The organism is Pseudomonas fungipugnans (assembly GCF_029955235.1).
Classification (GTDB): domain Bacteria; phylum Pseudomonadota; class Gammaproteobacteria; order Pseudomonadales; family Pseudomonadaceae; genus Aquipseudomonas; species Aquipseudomonas fungipugnans.
Map to the genome: position 1 here is coordinate 1,362,046 of NZ_JARBWL010000001.1, position 15,929 is coordinate 1,377,974.

A 15,929-nucleotide genomic window follows, 5' to 3' on the forward strand; every position below is an offset into this window, starting at 1 on the left:
GACTCGGTGCCAGTCAGTGCCCGCTACGCATCATCTCTTTAGGCACATATTTGCCAATCTCGAACTTGCCAATCGCCGCACGGTGCACTTCGTCCGGGCCGTCGGCCAGGCGCAGGGTGCGTTGCATGGCGTACATGTAGGCCAGCGGGAAGTCGTTGGACACCCCTGCCCCGCCATGAATCTGGATCGCCCGGTCGATCACCCGCAGCGCCACGTTCGGCGCCACGACCTTGATCTGTGCAATCTCGCTTTTGGCCACCTTGTTGCCGACGGTGTCCATCATGTACGCCGCTTTCAACGTCAGCAGCCGCGCCATGTCGATTTCCATCCGCGAATCGGCAATCTTGTCGATGTTGCCGCCCAGCCGCGCCAGCGGTTTGCCGAACGCCGTGCGGGTCACCGCGCGTTTGCACATCAATTCCAGTGCACGTTCAGCCATGCCGATCGAGCGCATGCAATGGTGAATCCTGCCTGGGCCAAGGCGACCCTGAGCGATTTCAAAACCACGCCCTTCACCCAGCAAGACGTTTTCGTACGGCACCCGCACATTGTCGAACAGCACCTCGGCATGACCGTGCGGCGCGTCGTCGTAGCCGAACACCGGCAGCGGACGGACGATCTTCACGCCCGGTGCATCCACCGGCACCAGAATCATCGAGTGCTGGGCATGGCGCGGTGCCTCGGGATCGCTCAGGCCCATGAAGATCAGGATCTTGCAGCGCGGATCGCACGCGCCTGAGGTCCACCATTTCTTGCCATTGATCACCCACTCATCGCCATCACGCACGGCCCGGGCGGCCATGTTGGTGGCATCGGACGAGGCCACGTCCGGCTCGGTCATGGCGAACGCGGAACGGATCTCACCGCGCAGCAGCGGTTCGAGATAACGCTGCTTCTGTTCTTCATTGGCGTAACGCACCAACACTTCCATGTTGCCGGTGTCCGGCGCCGAGCAGTTGAACGGCTCCGGCCCCAGCAGCGAACGGCCCATGATTTCCGCCAACGGCGCATATTCGAGGTTGGTCAGGCCGGCGCCGAGCTCGGATTCGGGCAGAAACAGGTTCCACAAGCCTTCAGCCTTGGCCTTGCGTTTGAGCTCTTCCATGATCGCGGTCGGCTGCCAGCGGTCGCCCTCGGCAACCTGGCGCTCGAACACGGCTTCGGCGGGATAAACGTAGCTGTCCATGAACGCGGTCACGCGCTCACGCAGTTCCTGAACCTTGGGCGAATAAGCGAAATCCATGAGCATCTACCTTGTTGGGAAAGCGGTGGTTTAGATCATGAGATTGATGCTAGATGAGCTACGAAAATTTACCTAGCCTATTCTCGGCGTGTATTAACATTCATCACCGATATATGATCGGCTGATGTCAGCCGTACAATAAGAGAGCCGCGCAATGAATCTGAGCAAGGTCGACCTCAACCTTTTCATCGTCTTCGACGCGATCTATACCGAAGCCAACCTGACCCGCGCCGGGCAGATTGTCGGCATCACCCAGCCGGCGGTATCGAACGCTCTGGCCCGGCTGCGCGAGACCTTCAACGACCCCTTGTTCGTGCGAACCGCCCAGGGCATGGTGCCGACGCCGATGGCGCAGAACATCATCGGGCCGGTGCGCAATGCGCTTTCGCTGCTGCGGGTATCGGTGCAGGAAAGCCGCATCTTCAACCCGTTGCAAGCGGTCAAGACCTACCGCATCAGCATGACCGACCTCACCGAAGCGGTGATCCTGCCGGCGCTGTTCCAGCGTCTGCGGCGTCTGGCACCGGCGGTGATCATCGAGAGTTTCCTCTCCAAACGCCGGGAAACCACCAAGGAACTGGCAGCCGGACGTCTCGATTTTGCCGTGGATGCGCCGCTCAACACCGACCCCCAGGTACGTCACGTCAAACTGATGGAGGACCGCTACGTGTGTGCGATGCGCAAGGGGCATCCGCTGGCGGGCAAGGAGAAATTCACGCTCGATGACTATTTGTCCATGACCCACATTCATATTTCCAGCCGCCGCAACGGCCTCGGGCATGTGGACCTGGCGCTGGGTAAAATGGGCATCCAGCGCAAGATCGCCCTGCGCTCCCAGCATTACCTGATGGCGTCCCAGGTGTTGCAGCAGACGGACATGGTCATGACCGTGCCGGAACGCTTTGCCCGGCGTAATGACTTGCATTGGTTCCATTTGCCGGTCAACGACGTGCCGCCGGTGGAGACGCATCTGTATTGGCACGAAAGCACCGACCAGGACCCGGCCAACCGCTGGATGCGTGAGCAGATGATCGAGTTGTGCCAGCAGGTGACGGCGCATGAGAAGAAGCTGGACAAGGCGTAACCGTTGGACCGCGTTATCGTTCTTCGCAGGCAAGCCAGCTCCCACATTTGATCTGCTGTGAACACAGCATTGGGTGCATGACATAGATCCCCTGTGGGAGCAGGCTCGCTTCCACACTGGATCTGACGTAACACACCGCCCCTGTGGGTGCGGGCTTGCCCGCGAAGAGGCCAGCAGGAACACCAACGAATCATGACCCTTGACGTATACGTCAACCTGCCATTAGCTTAACGCAATGACCTTCTCCGAGCGCGCCCATGAGCAGCCAGACCTACAGCATTTCCGACCTCGCCCGCGAGCTCGACATCACTACCCGGGCCATCCGTTTTTATGAAGAGCAAGGGCTGCTCAGCCCGGAACGCCGTGGCCAGGAACGCATCTATTCACCCCGCGACAAAGTCAGCCTGAAGCTGATCCTGCGGGGCAAGCGCATCGGCTTCTCCCTGGCCGAATGCCGCGAACTGATCGAGCTTTACGACCCGGCCGGCGGTAACCAGAAGCAGTTGCAAACCATGCTCAGCAAAATTGCCGAACGCCGCGAGCAACTGGAACAGCAGATGCTCGACATCGAGCAGATGAAACTGGAACTGGATACCGCGCAGGAGCGTTGCACCCAGGCGCTGGCGGAGACGATTCAGAGCCAGCAAGTCATTTAGCGGACTTATACAAATCCCCTGTGGGAGCGAGCTTGCTCGCGATAGCGGACCGATAGCCACCATCATTATTGAATGTGACGTCCTCATCGCGAGCAAGCTCGCTCCCACAGGGAACGGCGAACATTCAAAAATCACCACAGGTCAATCACGATGACTCTCCCCTCCCACGTACGCCTGATCGAAGTCGGCCCCCGCGACGGTCTGCAGAACGAAGCCCAACCCATCAGCGTCGCCGACAAGGTGCAACTGGTCGATGCACTCAGCGCCGCTGGTCTTGGCTATATAGAAGTCGGCAGTTTTGTGTCACCCAAGTGGGTGCCGCAGATGGCCGGTTCCGCCGAGGTCTTTGCGCAGATCCAGCGCAAGCCCGGTGTCACCTACGGCGCACTGGCGCCGAACCTGCGCGGCTTCGAAGACGCCATCGCCGCGGGCGTCAAGGAAGTGGCCGTGTTTGCCGCCGCGTCCGAAGCTTTCTCGCAGCGCAACATCAACTGCTCGATCAGTGAAAGCCTGGCGCGGTTCGTGCCGATCATGGACGCGGCCAGACAACATGGCGTAAGCGTGCGTGGTTACGTGTCCTGTGTGTTGGGTTGCCCTTACGAGGGCAACGTCGCCCCGGAACAGGTCGCCTTCGTCGCCCGAGAACTCTATGCCATGGGCTGCTACGAAGTCTCGCTGGGGGACACCATTGGCACCGGCACCGCTGGCGCCACCCGCCGGATGTTTGAAGTGGTCTCGGCCGATGTACCACGCAACAAACTGGCCGGGCACTTCCACGACACCTATGGCCAGGCCATGGCCAATATCTACGCCAGCCTGCTGGAAGGGATTGCGGTGTTCGACAGCTCGATTGCCGGCTTGGGCGGCTGCCCGTACGCCAAGGGCGCCAGCGGTAATGTCGCTACTGAAGACGTGGTGTACCTGCTCAACGGCCTGGGCATCGAGACCGGTATCGACCTGGACGCCCTGATTGCGGCAGGTCAGCAGATTTGCAGCGTACTCGGGCGGCCTACCGGTTCGCGCGTGGCCAAGGCGCGCAGCGCACAGTAGGAGGGTGGGTGTGTCCGGGTGTTACCGCAATGTCTGAGGTGCGGGTACAAACGAGTAACACGGAAACAAATTGTCAGTTTCGCCTTTACATAAAAAACCACCAAAAACGTCAACATATTGATTTTAAATGGTTTTTAAAAGTTGGCATGGCTCCTGCTATCTCTATGACATAACAAGAATAAAAAGCAGCAAACCTAATAAAAATAAGACGTAACGACTCTGACATAACAAGAACAACACGGCAGAGACGCAGCTAACAGATTTTTTTGGAGAAGGTGTGCTTTTCAGGGTGCTTTTCGGAGCAACCCGCAACCGGGCAGAGAACAATAAAACTACCGTCAGGTAGCTCCCGAATCGGTTGGATCGCTTGGCGAAAAAGCAGATCAGCGCTCAAAAAAATACGTTTGCTCTTGATCCCGGATGGGGATCGACAAAAACAGCGGTAAAGGGCCACGGTTGCCAAAAACAACAACAGACCGCCCCTCAATAATAAAAAAGAGCACGCAACGACAAATTAAAGGGGAGCTTCGGCTCCCCTTTGTGCTTTCTGGCGTTTGGTAAAACCGGTTTTTGCAGGTGCAAGGCCTGCCCGCGAAAACGATTTGTCATTCAACATCGTTTTCGACGGACTCACACAAATCACCCGCGGGCAGCTCCTACGGTATCGCCTTGAGTTCCTCGATACTGATCTCGCGCATGCGAAATTTCTGGATCTTGCCGGTCACGGTCATCGGAAACTCCTCGACGAACCTGAAGTAACGCGGCGTCTTGAAATGGGCGATGCGCGCCTTGCACCAGCTTTGCAACTCTTGCTCAGTGGCGCTGTGACCAGGATGGAACTTGATCCAGGCAACAATTTCTTCGCCATATCGCGAGCTTGGAATGCCAATCACCTGCACGTCCGCCACTGCCGGATGAGTGAAGAAAAACTCTTCCAGTTCGCGCGGATAAACATTCTCGCCGCCGCGAATGATCATGTCCTTGTTGCGCCCGGTGATGCACACGTAGCCGTCTTCATTCATGGTCGCCAGATCGCCGGTGTGCATCCAGCCAGCTTCATCAATGGCCTGAGCCGTGCCTTCAGGGTTGTTCCAGTAACCGAGCATCACGCTGTAACCACGGGTACACAGTTCGCCGAGGGTGCCGCGCGGCACCAGATTGCCGGCCTCGTCGATGATCTTGTTTTCCAGTTGCGGCTGGGTCCGGCCCACGGTAGTGACGCGCAGTTCCAGTTCGTCGGCGGGACCGGTCTGCAACGACACCGGGCTGGTTTCCGTCATGCCATAGGCAATCTGTACCTCGCTCATGTGCATCTCGCTGATGACCCGGCGCATCACTTCGATCGGGCAGGTTGCCCCGGCCATGATGCCGGTACGCAGGCTCGACAGATCGAACCCGCCGCGCTGCGGATGATCAAGCATGGCGATAAACATGGTGGGCACGCCGTAAAGTCCGGTGGCCCGTTCTTCGGCGACGGTGGTCAGTGTCAGCAGCGGATCGAACGCATCGTTGGGGTAAATCATGGTGCTGCCGTGGGTGATGCAACCCAGGTTCCCCATGACCATGCCGAAGCAGTGATACAGCGGCACTGGGATCACCAGCCGGTCATTGGCCGTCAGCCCGAGGCTCTCGCCGACCATGTAGCCGTTGTTGAGGATGTTGTAATGACTGAGGGTCGCGCCCTTGGGAAAACCGGTGGTGCCCGAGGTGTACTGGATATTCACTGCCTGGTCGAAGTGCAGGCTGTGCTGGCGTTCGTGCAATTGCGCCACCGAGACGCTGGCCGCCAGGTCCGCCAGTTGCGACCACGGCAGCAGACCCGAGGGTGGCCGGGGGTCCAGGCTGATGACGCCACGCAGGTCCGGCAGGCGTTCGCTGTTTAACTGGCCGATGGATTGCTCCGCCAGTTCCGGCAGCAGCTCCTGCAACATGCCGTGATAGTCCGAGGTCTTGAACGCCCCGGCACACACCAGCCATTGGCAGCCGGATTGCTTCAACACGTATTCGAGTTCCGAGCTGCGATAGGCCGGATTGATGTTGACCAGGATCACGCCGATTTTCGCGCTGGCGAACTGACTGATGCACCACTGAACACAGTTCGGTGCCCAGATGCCAAGACGGTCGCCGGTTTTCAGGCCCAATGCCAGCAACGCCCTGGCGTGCAGATCCACCGCATCAGCCAATTGCTGCCAGGTGTAACGCAACTGCTGATGCCGAACCACCAGCGCCTCCCCGCCAGGGTATTGCGCGACGGTGTGATCGAACGCCTCACCGATGGTCATCGCCAGCAAGGCTTTTTCCTGGGAGCCACGGGTATAGCTGCGCGGCGGATGTGCACTGGGTTGATCCATGTTGACCCCTGTTGTCTTTATTGATGAGCGGGCGACCATCCCCTGTGGGAGCGAGCCTGCTCGCGAATGCGTTATGCCAGTCAACATCAATGTTGAATGTAAAGCCGCCTTCGCGAGCAGGCTCGCTCCCCACAGGTCTGGTCCGCTTTTCTACCTTGAGCGGGTCCTACTCTCGCCCAAGTTGACGTTAACGTAAAGGTGATTGACAGTCACCCACCGCAGGCTTACGTTAACGTAAAGGAGAGAGCTGAAACACCGCCCTCCCCACCCTACAAAAAAGCCAAAAGGTGATCCATGAGCTACCCCTCCCTGAACTTTGCCCTCGGTGAAACCATCGACATGCTGCGCGATCAGGTTCAGTCCTTCGTCGCCAAGGAGATCGCTCCCCGCGCCGCTCAAATCGACATCGACAACCTGTTCCCCGCTGACTTGTGGCGCAAGTTCGGTGACATGGGCCTGCTGGGCGTCACCGTCCCGGAAGAGTATGGCGGCGCTGGCCTGGGTTACCTGGCCCACGTGGTAATCATGGAAGAAATCAGCCGGGGTTCGGCGTCCGTTGCCCTGTCCTACGGCGCGCACTCCAACCTGTGCGTGAACCAGATCAACCGTAACGGCAATCACGAACAGAAAACCAAATACCTGCCCAAACTGATCAGCGGTGAACACATCGGCGCCCTCGCCATGAGCGAGCCGAATGCCGGTTCCGACGTGGTCTCGATGAAACTGCGCGCCGACAAGCGTGGCGATCACTACGTGCTCAATGGCAGCAAGACCTGGATCACCAACGGCCCCGATGCCAACACCTACGTGATCTACGCCAAGACCGACCTGGAAAAGGGCGCCCATGGCATCACCGCCTTCATCGTCGAACGTGATTCCAAAGGCTTCAGCCGCAGCAACAAGTTCGACAAGCTCGGCATGCGCGGCTCGAACACCTGCGAGCTGTTTTTCGATGACGTCGAAGTGCCGGAAGAAAACATTCTCGGCGTGCTCAACGGCGGCGTGAAAGTGCTGATGAGCGGCCTCGACTACGAACGCGTGGTGCTGTCCGGCGGCCCGACCGGGATCATGCAGTCGTGCATGGACCTGATCGTGCCCTACATCCACGACCGCAAGCAGTTCGGCCAGAGCATCGGCGAATTCCAGCTGATCCAGGGCAAGGTCGCCGACATGTACACCCAGCTCAATGCCAGCCGCGCCTATCTGTATGCGGTGGCCCAGGCCTGCGAGCGCGGCGAAACCACGCGCAAGGACGCTGCCGGGGTGATCCTCTACAGTGCTGAACGCGCCACGCAAATGGCCCTCGACGCCATCCAGATTCTCGGCGGCAACGGCTACATCAACGAATTCCCGGCCGGTCGTCTGCTGCGTGACGCCAAGCTGTATGAAATCGGCGCCGGCACCAGTGAGATTCGTCGCATGCTGATCGGTCGCGAACTGTTCAACGAAACCCGCTAAACGGAGCTGACCATGGCGATCCTGCACACCCAGCTCAACCCTCGCTCAGCGGAGTTCGCGACCAACAGCGCGGCGATGCTCAAACAGGTCGATGCCCTGCACACCCTGCTCGCTCAAGTGCAGCAAGGCGGTGGTACAAAAGCTCAAGAACGCCACACCTCGCGGGGCAAATTGCTGCCCCGCGAGCGCATCAATCGCCTGCTCGATCCAGGCTCACCGTTTCTGGAGATCAGCCAACTGGCTGCGTATGCGGTCTACGGCGAAGAGGTGCCAGCTGCCGGCGTGATTGCCGGGATCGGGCGTGTCGAAGGCGTTGAATGCATGATCGTCGCCAACGACGCCACGGTGAAAGGCGGTTCGTACTACCCGCTGACTGTGAAAAAAACACCTGCGCGCCCAGACGATTGCCCAGCAAAACCGTCTGCCGTGCATTTACCTGGTGGACTCAGGCGGCGCCAACCTGCCGCGTCAGGACGAGGTGTTCCCGGATCGCGAGCACTTCGGGCGGATCTTCTTCAATCAGGCCAACATGAGTGCGATGGGCATCCCGCAGATCGCGGTGGTCATGGGTTCGTGCACCGCCGGCGGCGCCTATGTGCCGGCGATGGCCGACGAAGCGATCATGGTGCGCAATCAGGCGACGATTTTCCTCGCCGGCCCGCCGCTGGTGAAAGCCGCGACTGGTGAAGTGGTCAGCGCCGAAGACCTGGGCGGGGCCGATGTGCACTGCAAGATTTCCGGCGTCGCCGACCATTATGCCGAGAGCGATGAACACGCGCTGGCGCTGGCTCGACGCAGTGTCGCCAACCTCAACTGGCGCAAGCTCGGCGAGTTGCAACAACGTACGCCCGTCGCGCCGCTGTACGGCAGCGACGAGTTGTATGGCGTGGTCTCGGCGGACGCCAAGCAACCGTTCGATGTGCGCGAAATCATCAGCCGTCTGGTGGACGGATCGGTGTTCGATGAATTCAAGGCATTGTTCGGCACGACGCTGGTGTGCGGCTTCGCGCATTTGCACGGTTACCCGATCGCGATCCTCGCCAACAACGGCATCCTGTTTGCCGAAGCCGCGCAGAAAGGCGCGCACTTCATCGAACTGGCCTGTCAGCGCGGCATTCCACTGCTGTTTTTGCAGAACATCACCGGTTTCATGGTCGGCCAGAAATACGAGGCCGGCGGCATAGCCAAACACGGCGCAAAACTGGTGACCGCAGTGGCCTGCGCCAAGGTACCGAAATTCACGGTAATCATCGGCGGCAGCTTCGGCGCGGGTAACTACGGCATGTGCGGGCGGGCCTACGACCCGCGCTTCCTGTGGATGTGGCCGAACGCACGGATTGGCGTGATGGGTGCCGAGCAGGCCGCTGGCGTGCTGGTACAGGTCAAGCGCGAGCAAGCTGAACGCAGCGGCCTGGGTTTCAGCGCCGAACAGGAAGCCGAGATCAAGCAGCCAATCCTCGATCAGTACGAAGAGCAGGGTCACCCCTACTATTCCAGCGCACGGCTGTGGGACGACGGCGTCATCGACCCGGCGCAGACCCGCGACGTATTGGCCCTGGCCTTGTCCGCGTCGCTGAACGCGCCTATCGAACCGAGCCGCTTCGGCGTGTTCCGGATGTGATTTTCTGTGGGGGCGGGCTTGCTCGCGAAGGGTTCACCGCGGTTTATGTGAACCACCGCGTTATCGCTCTTCGCGAGCAAGCCTGCTCCCACAAGTGTGGAGACGGACCAACATGAGCGACTTCAACACCCTCGAACTGCTGACCGACCCGCGTGGTTTCGCCACGCTGTGGCTCAGTCGTGAAGAAAAGAACAACGCCTTCAACGCCGAAATGATCCGCGAGCTGATCCTTGCGCTGGACAAAGTGTCCGGCGACGCCAGCCTGCGTTTTCTGCTGGTGCGTGGCCGTGGAAAGCATTTCAGCGCCGGTGCCGACCTGGCCTGGATGCAGCAATCGGCTGAACTCGATTACCACACCAACCTCGACGACGCCAGGGAACTGGCAGAGCTGATGTACAACCTCGCCAAACTGAAAATCCCGACCCTGGCGGTGGTGCAAGGCGCGGCGTACGGCGGCGCGCTGGGGCTGATCAGCTGCTGCGACATGGCGATCGGCGTCGATGACGCGCAATTCTGCCTGTCGGAAGTGCGCATCGGCCTGGCACCGGCGGTGATCAGCCCGTTCGTGGTGCAAGCCATTGGCGAGCGTGCGGCCCGTCGCTATGCACTGACCGCCGAGCGGTTCGGCGGCCAGCGGGCTCGGGAAATCGGTTTGTTGTCGGAAAGTTATCCGGTGGCTGAGCTGGAGCAGCGCGTCGATCAGTGGATCGACAACCTGTTGCAAAACAGCCCCGCCGCCATGCGCGTCAGCAAGGACTTGCTGCGTGAAGTCAGCAACGGCGCACTGACCCCGGCGCTGCGCCGCTACACCGAAAACGCCATCGCCCGAATTCGCGTCAGTCCTGAAGGCCAGGAAGGCCTGCGGGCTTTTCTGCAAAAACGCCCACCGAGCTGGCAAGCCGCAACCCCCTCCAAGGAGCCGCGTTGATGAGCGCACCTGTTCTCACCACCCTGCTGGTGGCCAACCGTGGCGAAATCGCCTGCCGCGTGATGCGCACCGCCAAGGCCCTGGGCCTGACCACCGTGGCCGTGCACAGCGCCACCGACCGTGACGCCCGGCACAGCCGCGAAGCGGATATTCGCGTCGACCTGGGCGGCAGCAAGGCCGCCGACAGTTACCTGCAAATCGACAAACTGATCGCCGCCGCCCAGGCCAGCGGCGCTCAGGCGATTCACCCCGGTTATGGTTTTCTGTCGGAGAACGCCGGGTTCGCCCGCGCCATCGAAGCCGCCGGCCTGATTTTCCTCGGCCCGCCCGCCTCGGCCATCGATGCCATGGGCAGCAAATCTGCGGCCAAGGCGCTGATGGAAACTGCTGGCGTGCCCCTGGTGCCGGGTTATCACGGCGAAGCGCAGGACCTGGACACCTTCAGCGCTGCCTGCGAACGCATCGGCTATCCAGTGCTGCTCAAGGCCACGGCGGGCGGCGGCGGCAAAGGCATGAAAGTGGTCGAGGACGTCAGCCAACTGGCCGAAGCGCTGGCCTCGGCCCAGCGTGAGGCGCAATCGTCATTCGGCGACTCGCGGATGCTGGTGGAAAAATACCTGCTCAAACCACGTCACGTGGAAATCCAGGTCTTTGCCGACCAACACGGCAACTGCCTGTACCTGAACGAGCGTGATTGCTCGATTCAGCGCCGCCATCAGAAAGTCGTTGAAGAAGCACCCGCCCCCGGCCTGAGCCCTGAGCTGCGGCGCGCCATGGGCGAAGCTGCCGTGCGTTCGGCTCAGGCCATCGGCTACGTGGGTGCCGGCACCGTGGAGTTCTTGCTGGATTCGCGGGGCGAGTTCTTCTTCATGGAGATGAACACCCGTTTGCAGGTGGAACACCCGGTCACTGAAGCCATCACCGGCCTCGACCTGGTGGCCTGGCAGATTCGCGTGGCATGCGGTGAACCGCTGCCGATGTCCCAGGCCGACGTGCCGCTGATCGGCCATGCCATCGAAGTACGGCTGTACGCGGAAGACCCTGCCAATGATTTCCTGCCGGCCACCGGCCGGTTGGCGCTGTACCGCGAATCGGCCGAAGGTCCCGGACGGCGAGTGGACAGCGGTGTTGAGGAAGGTGATCAGATTTCGCCGTTCTATGACCCGATGCTCGGCAAGCTGATTGCCTGGGGCGAAGACCGCGAACAGGCGCGGCTGCGTTTGTTGAGCATGCTCGATGAGTTCGCGATTGGCGGACTCAAGACCAACGTCAACTTCCTGCGTCGGATCATCGCGCATCCGGCGTTTGCGGCAGCCGAACTGGATACCGGGTTTATTCCGCGTTATCAGGAGCAACTGCTGCCCGCCCCCGCTGAGCTGAGCGATGCGTTCTGGCAAGCCGCCGCCCAGGCGTTCGCGCAAAGCCAGGCATCTGCCACGCGTGATGAAGATCCGGGATCACTGTGGGCGGTCAATAATGGGTTTCGGGCCGGGTTGCCCAGCGAAATCACCCTGCACCTGAGCTGCGAAGGTCAGGATCGGGCGCTGACGCTGAGCGGCGCCCACACCGCACAATTGCGAGGCGATCAATTACTGACCGAACAACATGGCGTGCGCCGCCAGCATCGCGCCATTCGCCGGGGTGATGTGCTGTACCTGCAGTGGGAAGGTGAATTGCGCCGTATCGAAGCCTACGACCCGATCTCGGCAGTCGAGGCGAGCAACAGTCATCAGGGCGGGCTGACCGCGCCAATGAATGGCAGCATCGTGCGGGTGCTGGTGGAAGCCGGGCAATCAGTCGAAGCCGGGGCGCAACTGGTGGTGCTGGAAGCCATGAAAATGGAACACAGTATCCGCGCACCCCACGCCGGTATCGTCAAAGCGCTGTTTTGCCAGGAAGGCGAGATGGTCAGCGAGGGCAGCGCCTTGGTGGAGCTGGAACTCGCCTGAGGAAATAAAGATCGGTCCTACACCGTGTGAGGACCGATCTGATCAGAATCTGGCAGTTGCCTGAACCACAACGCCGATAATTCGACACGCATCGGTATAAACGACTTTCGGATACGTCGGATTGAGCGGGACCAGATAACGCTGCCCGCCCTCTTCGATCAGCTTGCGGAACGTCGCCACGCTGCTGCCCGACCACTGGGCAATCACCAGCTTTCCCGGCACCGGCACGATCGCCGGGTCTACCAGAATCAGCGTGCCCTCGGCGATGCTGATGCCACTGGAAGCCGTCATCGCATCCCCGACCACTACCAGCCAGAACGCTGCGCCCTGGGCATGGTAATCGGAAAGCTCGAAGCGCTCCTTGCCATACGCCGTCACCTCGCCATCGCGTACCTCGGCCGGTTGCCGCCAATCACTGACCGGGTAACGGAAGTACGGGTTGTACTTGTGCGCCAGAGGCATTTCATCCTGCGCCGAAACCTCGGGCTCGCGGATGACCAGCGCCACTTCGAGAAAGTCCATACCGAGCGCCCGCAGTACGCGGTTCATGTCATCGATACCCGGCTGCCGGCGTCTATTCAGCCAGTGCCCGATGCCACCCTGTGACATCCCGAGACGCTCTGCGAGTATTTCCTGAGTGATTTTGAGTTCACTCATCTTGGCCTTGACCAATTCAATCCATTTATCCATGTGCGGCACGATACGCGGGGGGCTCCGCCCAACAAAACACAAATTGTAGTATTTAAATTCTCGTCACAAATACAGTTGGTATTAGGATTATCTCACGGATTTGAACCTATTACGGAGTTTCCCATCACCATGACAATTGCCAGCACTGACTTGTCCGACATGCAGATAGACACCACTTTCACCTCGCCCCAAGGGAGTGCGGCGGCGCAGAGGGCGTTGGACTATTACTTGAAACCAGCTGTTTCAGAAGCACCCATCGAGTCGCGTTTCTTCGACGTCAACCGCAACATTTCTCGTGAGGAAGCACTGGTGCATGCTTCAGACCTGCTGCGGTGCGCCGCAGCGACCGCGCATGAGTCCGCCGAAAACCTGCAAGGCCCACAGCGTGCCCTGGCGTTCTCGGTGGTGCACATGGTCGATATGGCGCAGGCGTTGGTAGACCGGTCCCTGGATGACGACCGCAACGACTGAAACGAGGGATATCTGAAGACGACGGGAAAGAATTTTCCAATCGGGCAGGTAAAAACATTTGACTTGCAAATGATAATGATTATTATTGCATTCAGCTGATCGCGAGATCAGTCGATGGACCAGGGACCTTAGGTCGGTCTCCTGGACTATCTCCTCATCAGGCTAATCACGGTTTTTGACCCGGCTTTTTGCCGGGTCTTTTTTTGCCAGTTGGTCTGGCTTTGGCTTCAGGCTAATGAAGTCTTCAGGTGCTGCAAATTCGATGGCGCGGATGATATCAAAAGAATATCTGTTGGCAAGAGATGCCCGGCCACATTGGCTGAAACTAACGACAAATAGCACTTGAGAATCAATCCTGCAGCCTCTAAGCTGCGTCTGCGTCAAGGAGGACGCCCCCCATTTCGCTGCAACTCGAATGCAGCAGGCAGGCAAGAACATCACGCCCGCGCCGCCCCCTGGCCGTCAACACACGGCGATATGCGAGTCCGCTCGTGGCTCGGTCCCACCACATAACACACCGGTTTGCGGATCACGCAGGATGATCTGCCCTCGCCCGTAGCGGGTCAGATCGCACACCACCTGAACCTGATGCCCACGACGCGCCAAGGCTGCGGCCATGTCCCGTGACGCGTTCTGCTCGATGCCGACCTTCAACCCGCCCAGCCACTGCCAACGCGGTGCATCCAGCGCCGCTTGCGGGTTGAGGCCGAAATCCACCAGGTTCATGACCATCTGCACATGCCCCTGGGGTTGCATGTAGCCGCCCATCACACCAAACGGCCCCATTGCCACACCGTCCTTGCTGAGGAAGCCCGGAATGATGGTGTGGAAAGTCTTCTTTCCAGGGGCCAGGCAATTGGCATGCGCTGGATCGAGGCTGAACTCCTCGCCACGATTTTGCAGGGCTATGCCGCTGTCAGGCAGCACCACGCCTGAGCCAAACCCGTGGTAGTTGCTCTGGATAAACGAAACCATATTGCCTTCGGCATCAGCGGTGGCCAGGTACACAGTGCCACTGGCGTGGGGATCACCCGGTTGCGGCGCAACTGCTCGCTCGCCAATCTGCGACCGCCGGTGGGCGATATAAGACTCGTTCAGCAGATCGTCCACCGCGATCCGCATATGTTCCGGGTCAGTGATGTAGTGCAGGCCATCGCTGTAAGCGAGTTTCATGGCTTCGAGCTGACGGTGCCAGGTCTGCTGGCTGTCGCGATGATCGAAATCAAAGCCTTCGAGAATTTTCAGGGCCATCAACGCGACCAGCCCCTGGCCACTCGGCGGAATCTCCCAGACGTCGACGCCGCGATAATTGACCTTGATCGGCTCAACCCACTGCGCGCGGTAATCGTGCAAGTCACTGGCACGCAGATAACCGCCCGTGGCCCGGGAATGTACGTCCAGCCGTTGTGCCAGCGCACCACGATAAAGGCTGTCGCACTCGGTGGCGGCCAGCTCGGTCAATGTCCGTGCCTGTGCCGGATTGCGAAACAGCTCACCGGCGCGCGGTGCCCGGCCATCAATCAGAAAGGTCTCGAACCAGCTGTCGAGTACGGCATCCCGGCTCAGGGTGAAGTTCTCCAGCGCCGATTGCCATTGCAGGGCAACCACCGGCGACACAGGAAAGCCGTCTTGCGCCAGGCTGATGGCCGGTTGCAACACGTCGACAAAGGGCAGGCGCCCGAACCGCCGCGACAGCTCGGCCCACGCCGAAGGACAGCCTGGCACTGTCACCGGCGTCCAGCCATGCAAGGGCATTTGCTGATGGCCAGCCGCTTTCACTGCATCAATCGTCAGGGCTTGGGGGGCCGCACCGTTGGCGTTCAAACCATGCAACTTGTCTTGCGTCCAGACCAGCGCAAAGGCATCGCCGCCAATACCACAGCCGGTCGGCTCCACCACAGTCAGCGCTGCGGCCGTAGCAATCGCCGCGTCAATGGCATTGCCACCCCGGCGCAGGATTTCAATTCCCGCTTGCGCGGCCAGAGGCTGGGAAGCGGCGACCATGCCGCGTCTGGCAAACACACTTTGCCGTTGGGAGGCGTAAGGATATTCATGAGCAGAAAAGTCGAACATGGCAGGACTCACACAAAAGGAATATTTGAAGGACTCACGAACCCGGCTGACCCGCTCGGCGCCGTCTTCGCGCAGTCGTCCATCTCATCGAGCAGGCGCTCCAGATGGCTGAAGTGCCATTCCGTGATGTTCGTCACCGCCACCCGGATCGCCAGGCCTTCGAGGGCGTTGCGCATTTCATCGAATGCACCTTTTGCATTTTTGTATCCAATCATCCATAAAGCCAAAAAGCACATTGCGCGCCAGTTGACACGCGCGGCTTGCAGGCCATTGTTTGAATGCAATTATTGAAAAATCGAGTAGCGCGGCAAAGCCCGGTGCCCGCTTGGGCAACGAGTTGAAACGACCCGATATG

Annotated in this window: 12 protein-coding genes and 2 pseudogenes; 8 read left to right on the forward strand and 6 right to left on the reverse strand. The window is 60.0% G+C overall.

Features of this window, described 5'->3' with window-relative positions:
- Positions 1-13 precede the first annotated feature (13 nt).
- Positions 14-1,243, reverse strand: a complete 1,230-nt coding sequence (locus tag POF45_RS05435) for an acyl-CoA dehydrogenase (RefSeq protein ID WP_259494998.1) — start codon at positions 1,241-1,243, stop codon at positions 14-16.
- 154 nt (positions 1,244-1,397) lie between these two features.
- On the opposite strand from POF45_RS05435, the gene POF45_RS05440 reads away from it, so the two are divergent.
- From POF45_RS05440 to POF45_RS05450, 3 genes are all read left to right on the forward strand, one after another.
- The gene (locus POF45_RS05440) at positions 1,398-2,327 is read left to right on the forward strand and encodes a LysR family transcriptional regulator (RefSeq protein WP_259495000.1); all 930 of its coding nucleotides are present in this window, start codon (positions 1,398-1,400) and stop codon (positions 2,325-2,327) included.
- A gap of 257 nt (positions 2,328-2,584) precedes the next feature.
- Positions 2,585-2,983, forward strand: coding sequence for a MerR family transcriptional regulator (locus POF45_RS05445; RefSeq protein WP_259495001.1), 399 nt, complete (start codon positions 2,585-2,587; stop codon positions 2,981-2,983).
- A 150-nt stretch (positions 2,984-3,133) separates the two neighbouring features.
- Complete coding sequence (locus POF45_RS05450; protein WP_259495002.1) at positions 3,134-4,033, forward strand: hydroxymethylglutaryl-CoA lyase; 900 nt, start codon at positions 3,134-3,136, stop codon at positions 4,031-4,033.
- A 656-nt stretch (positions 4,034-4,689) separates the two neighbouring features.
- Here the strand turns inward: POF45_RS05450 and POF45_RS05455 are convergent.
- Complete coding sequence (locus POF45_RS05455; RefSeq protein WP_259495003.1) at positions 4,690-6,384, reverse strand: AMP-binding protein; 1,695 nt, start codon at positions 6,382-6,384, stop codon at positions 4,690-4,692.
- A gap of 294 nt (positions 6,385-6,678) precedes the next feature.
- On the opposite strand from POF45_RS05455, the gene POF45_RS05460 reads away from it, so the two are divergent.
- From POF45_RS05460 to POF45_RS05475, 4 genes and pseudogenes are all read left to right on the forward strand, one after another.
- On the forward strand, positions 6,679-7,842 hold the full coding sequence (locus POF45_RS05460) for an isovaleryl-CoA dehydrogenase (protein ID WP_259495004.1): 1,164 nt from the start codon (positions 6,679-6,681) through the stop codon (positions 7,840-7,842).
- A 12-nt stretch (positions 7,843-7,854) separates the two neighbouring features.
- Positions 7,855-9,463: pseudogene (locus POF45_RS05465) on the forward strand (carboxyl transferase domain-containing protein).
- Between the two features lie 112 nt (positions 9,464-9,575).
- The gene (locus POF45_RS05470; RefSeq protein ID WP_259495007.1) at positions 9,576-10,391 is read left to right on the forward strand and encodes a gamma-carboxygeranoyl-CoA hydratase; all 816 of its coding nucleotides are present in this window, start codon (positions 9,576-9,578) and stop codon (positions 10,389-10,391) included.
- Complete coding sequence (locus tag POF45_RS05475; protein WP_282315278.1) at positions 10,391-12,340, forward strand: acetyl/propionyl/methylcrotonyl-CoA carboxylase subunit alpha; 1,950 nt, start codon at positions 10,391-10,393, stop codon at positions 12,338-12,340. The genes POF45_RS05470 and POF45_RS05475 overlap by 1 nt, the downstream gene beginning before the upstream one ends.
- A gap of 42 nt (positions 12,341-12,382) precedes the next feature.
- Here POF45_RS05475 and POF45_RS05480 read toward each other — a convergent pair whose 3' ends face one another.
- Positions 12,383-13,030 (reverse strand): LexA family protein, encoded by a 648-nt coding sequence (locus POF45_RS05480; protein WP_259495009.1) that lies wholly within the window; start codon positions 13,028-13,030, stop codon positions 12,383-12,385.
- Between the two features lie 129 nt (positions 13,031-13,159).
- On the opposite strand from POF45_RS05480, the gene POF45_RS05485 reads away from it, so the two are divergent.
- Positions 13,160-13,501: a DUF3077 domain-containing protein gene (locus POF45_RS05485; protein ID WP_259495010.1), complete on the forward strand. Its 342-nt coding sequence runs from the start codon at positions 13,160-13,162 to the stop codon at positions 13,499-13,501.
- 162 nt (positions 13,502-13,663) lie between these two features.
- Here POF45_RS05485 and POF45_RS05490 read toward each other — a convergent pair whose 3' ends face one another.
- The 3 genes and pseudogenes from POF45_RS05490 to POF45_RS05500 all read right to left on the reverse strand — a co-directional run.
- Entirely contained in the window at positions 13,664-13,885 is a 222-nt protein-coding gene (locus tag POF45_RS05490; RefSeq protein WP_259495011.1) for a hypothetical protein, read from the reverse strand.
- 78 nt (positions 13,886-13,963) lie between these two features.
- Positions 13,964-15,574, reverse strand: coding sequence for a gamma-glutamyltransferase family protein (locus POF45_RS05495; RefSeq protein ID WP_282316005.1), 1,611 nt, complete (start codon positions 15,572-15,574; stop codon positions 13,964-13,966).
- Between the two features lie 21 nt (positions 15,575-15,595).
- Positions 15,596-15,753 (reverse strand): annotated as a pseudogene (locus POF45_RS05500) (FCD domain-containing protein); the annotation flags it as partial.
- Positions 15,754-15,929: the final 176 nt, after the last annotated feature.

Excerpts from the sequence above, each read along its gene's own strand:
- POF45_RS05445 (WP_259495001.1), top strand. The coding sequence starts at position 2,585 with ATGAGCAGCCAGACCTACAGCATTTCCGACCTCGCCCGCGAGCTCGAC.
- POF45_RS05480 (WP_259495009.1), bottom strand. The coding sequence starts at position 13,030 with ATGGATAAATGGATTGAATTGGTCAAGGCCAAGATGAGTGAACTCAAA.
- POF45_RS05455 (WP_259495003.1), bottom strand. The coding sequence starts at position 6,384 with ATGGATCAACCCAGTGCACATCCGCCGCGCAGCTATACCCGTGGCTCC.
- POF45_RS05495 (WP_282316005.1), bottom strand. The coding sequence starts at position 15,574 with ATGTTCGACTTTTCTGCTCATGAATATCCTTACGCCTCCCAACGGCAA.
- POF45_RS05450 (WP_259495002.1), top strand. The coding sequence starts at position 3,134 with ATGACTCTCCCCTCCCACGTACGCCTGATCGAAGTCGGCCCCCGCGAC.
- POF45_RS05485 (WP_259495010.1), top strand. The coding sequence starts at position 13,160 with ATGACAATTGCCAGCACTGACTTGTCCGACATGCAGATAGACACCACT.
- POF45_RS05475 (WP_282315278.1), top strand. The coding sequence starts at position 10,391 with ATGAGCGCACCTGTTCTCACCACCCTGCTGGTGGCCAACCGTGGCGAA.
- POF45_RS05440 (WP_259495000.1), top strand. The coding sequence starts at position 1,398 with ATGAATCTGAGCAAGGTCGACCTCAACCTTTTCATCGTCTTCGACGCG.
- POF45_RS05470 (WP_259495007.1), top strand. The coding sequence starts at position 9,576 with ATGAGCGACTTCAACACCCTCGAACTGCTGACCGACCCGCGTGGTTTC.
- POF45_RS05435 (WP_259494998.1), bottom strand. The coding sequence starts at position 1,243 with ATGGATTTCGCTTATTCGCCCAAGGTTCAGGAACTGCGTGAGCGCGTG.
- POF45_RS05460 (WP_259495004.1), top strand. The coding sequence starts at position 6,679 with ATGAGCTACCCCTCCCTGAACTTTGCCCTCGGTGAAACCATCGACATG.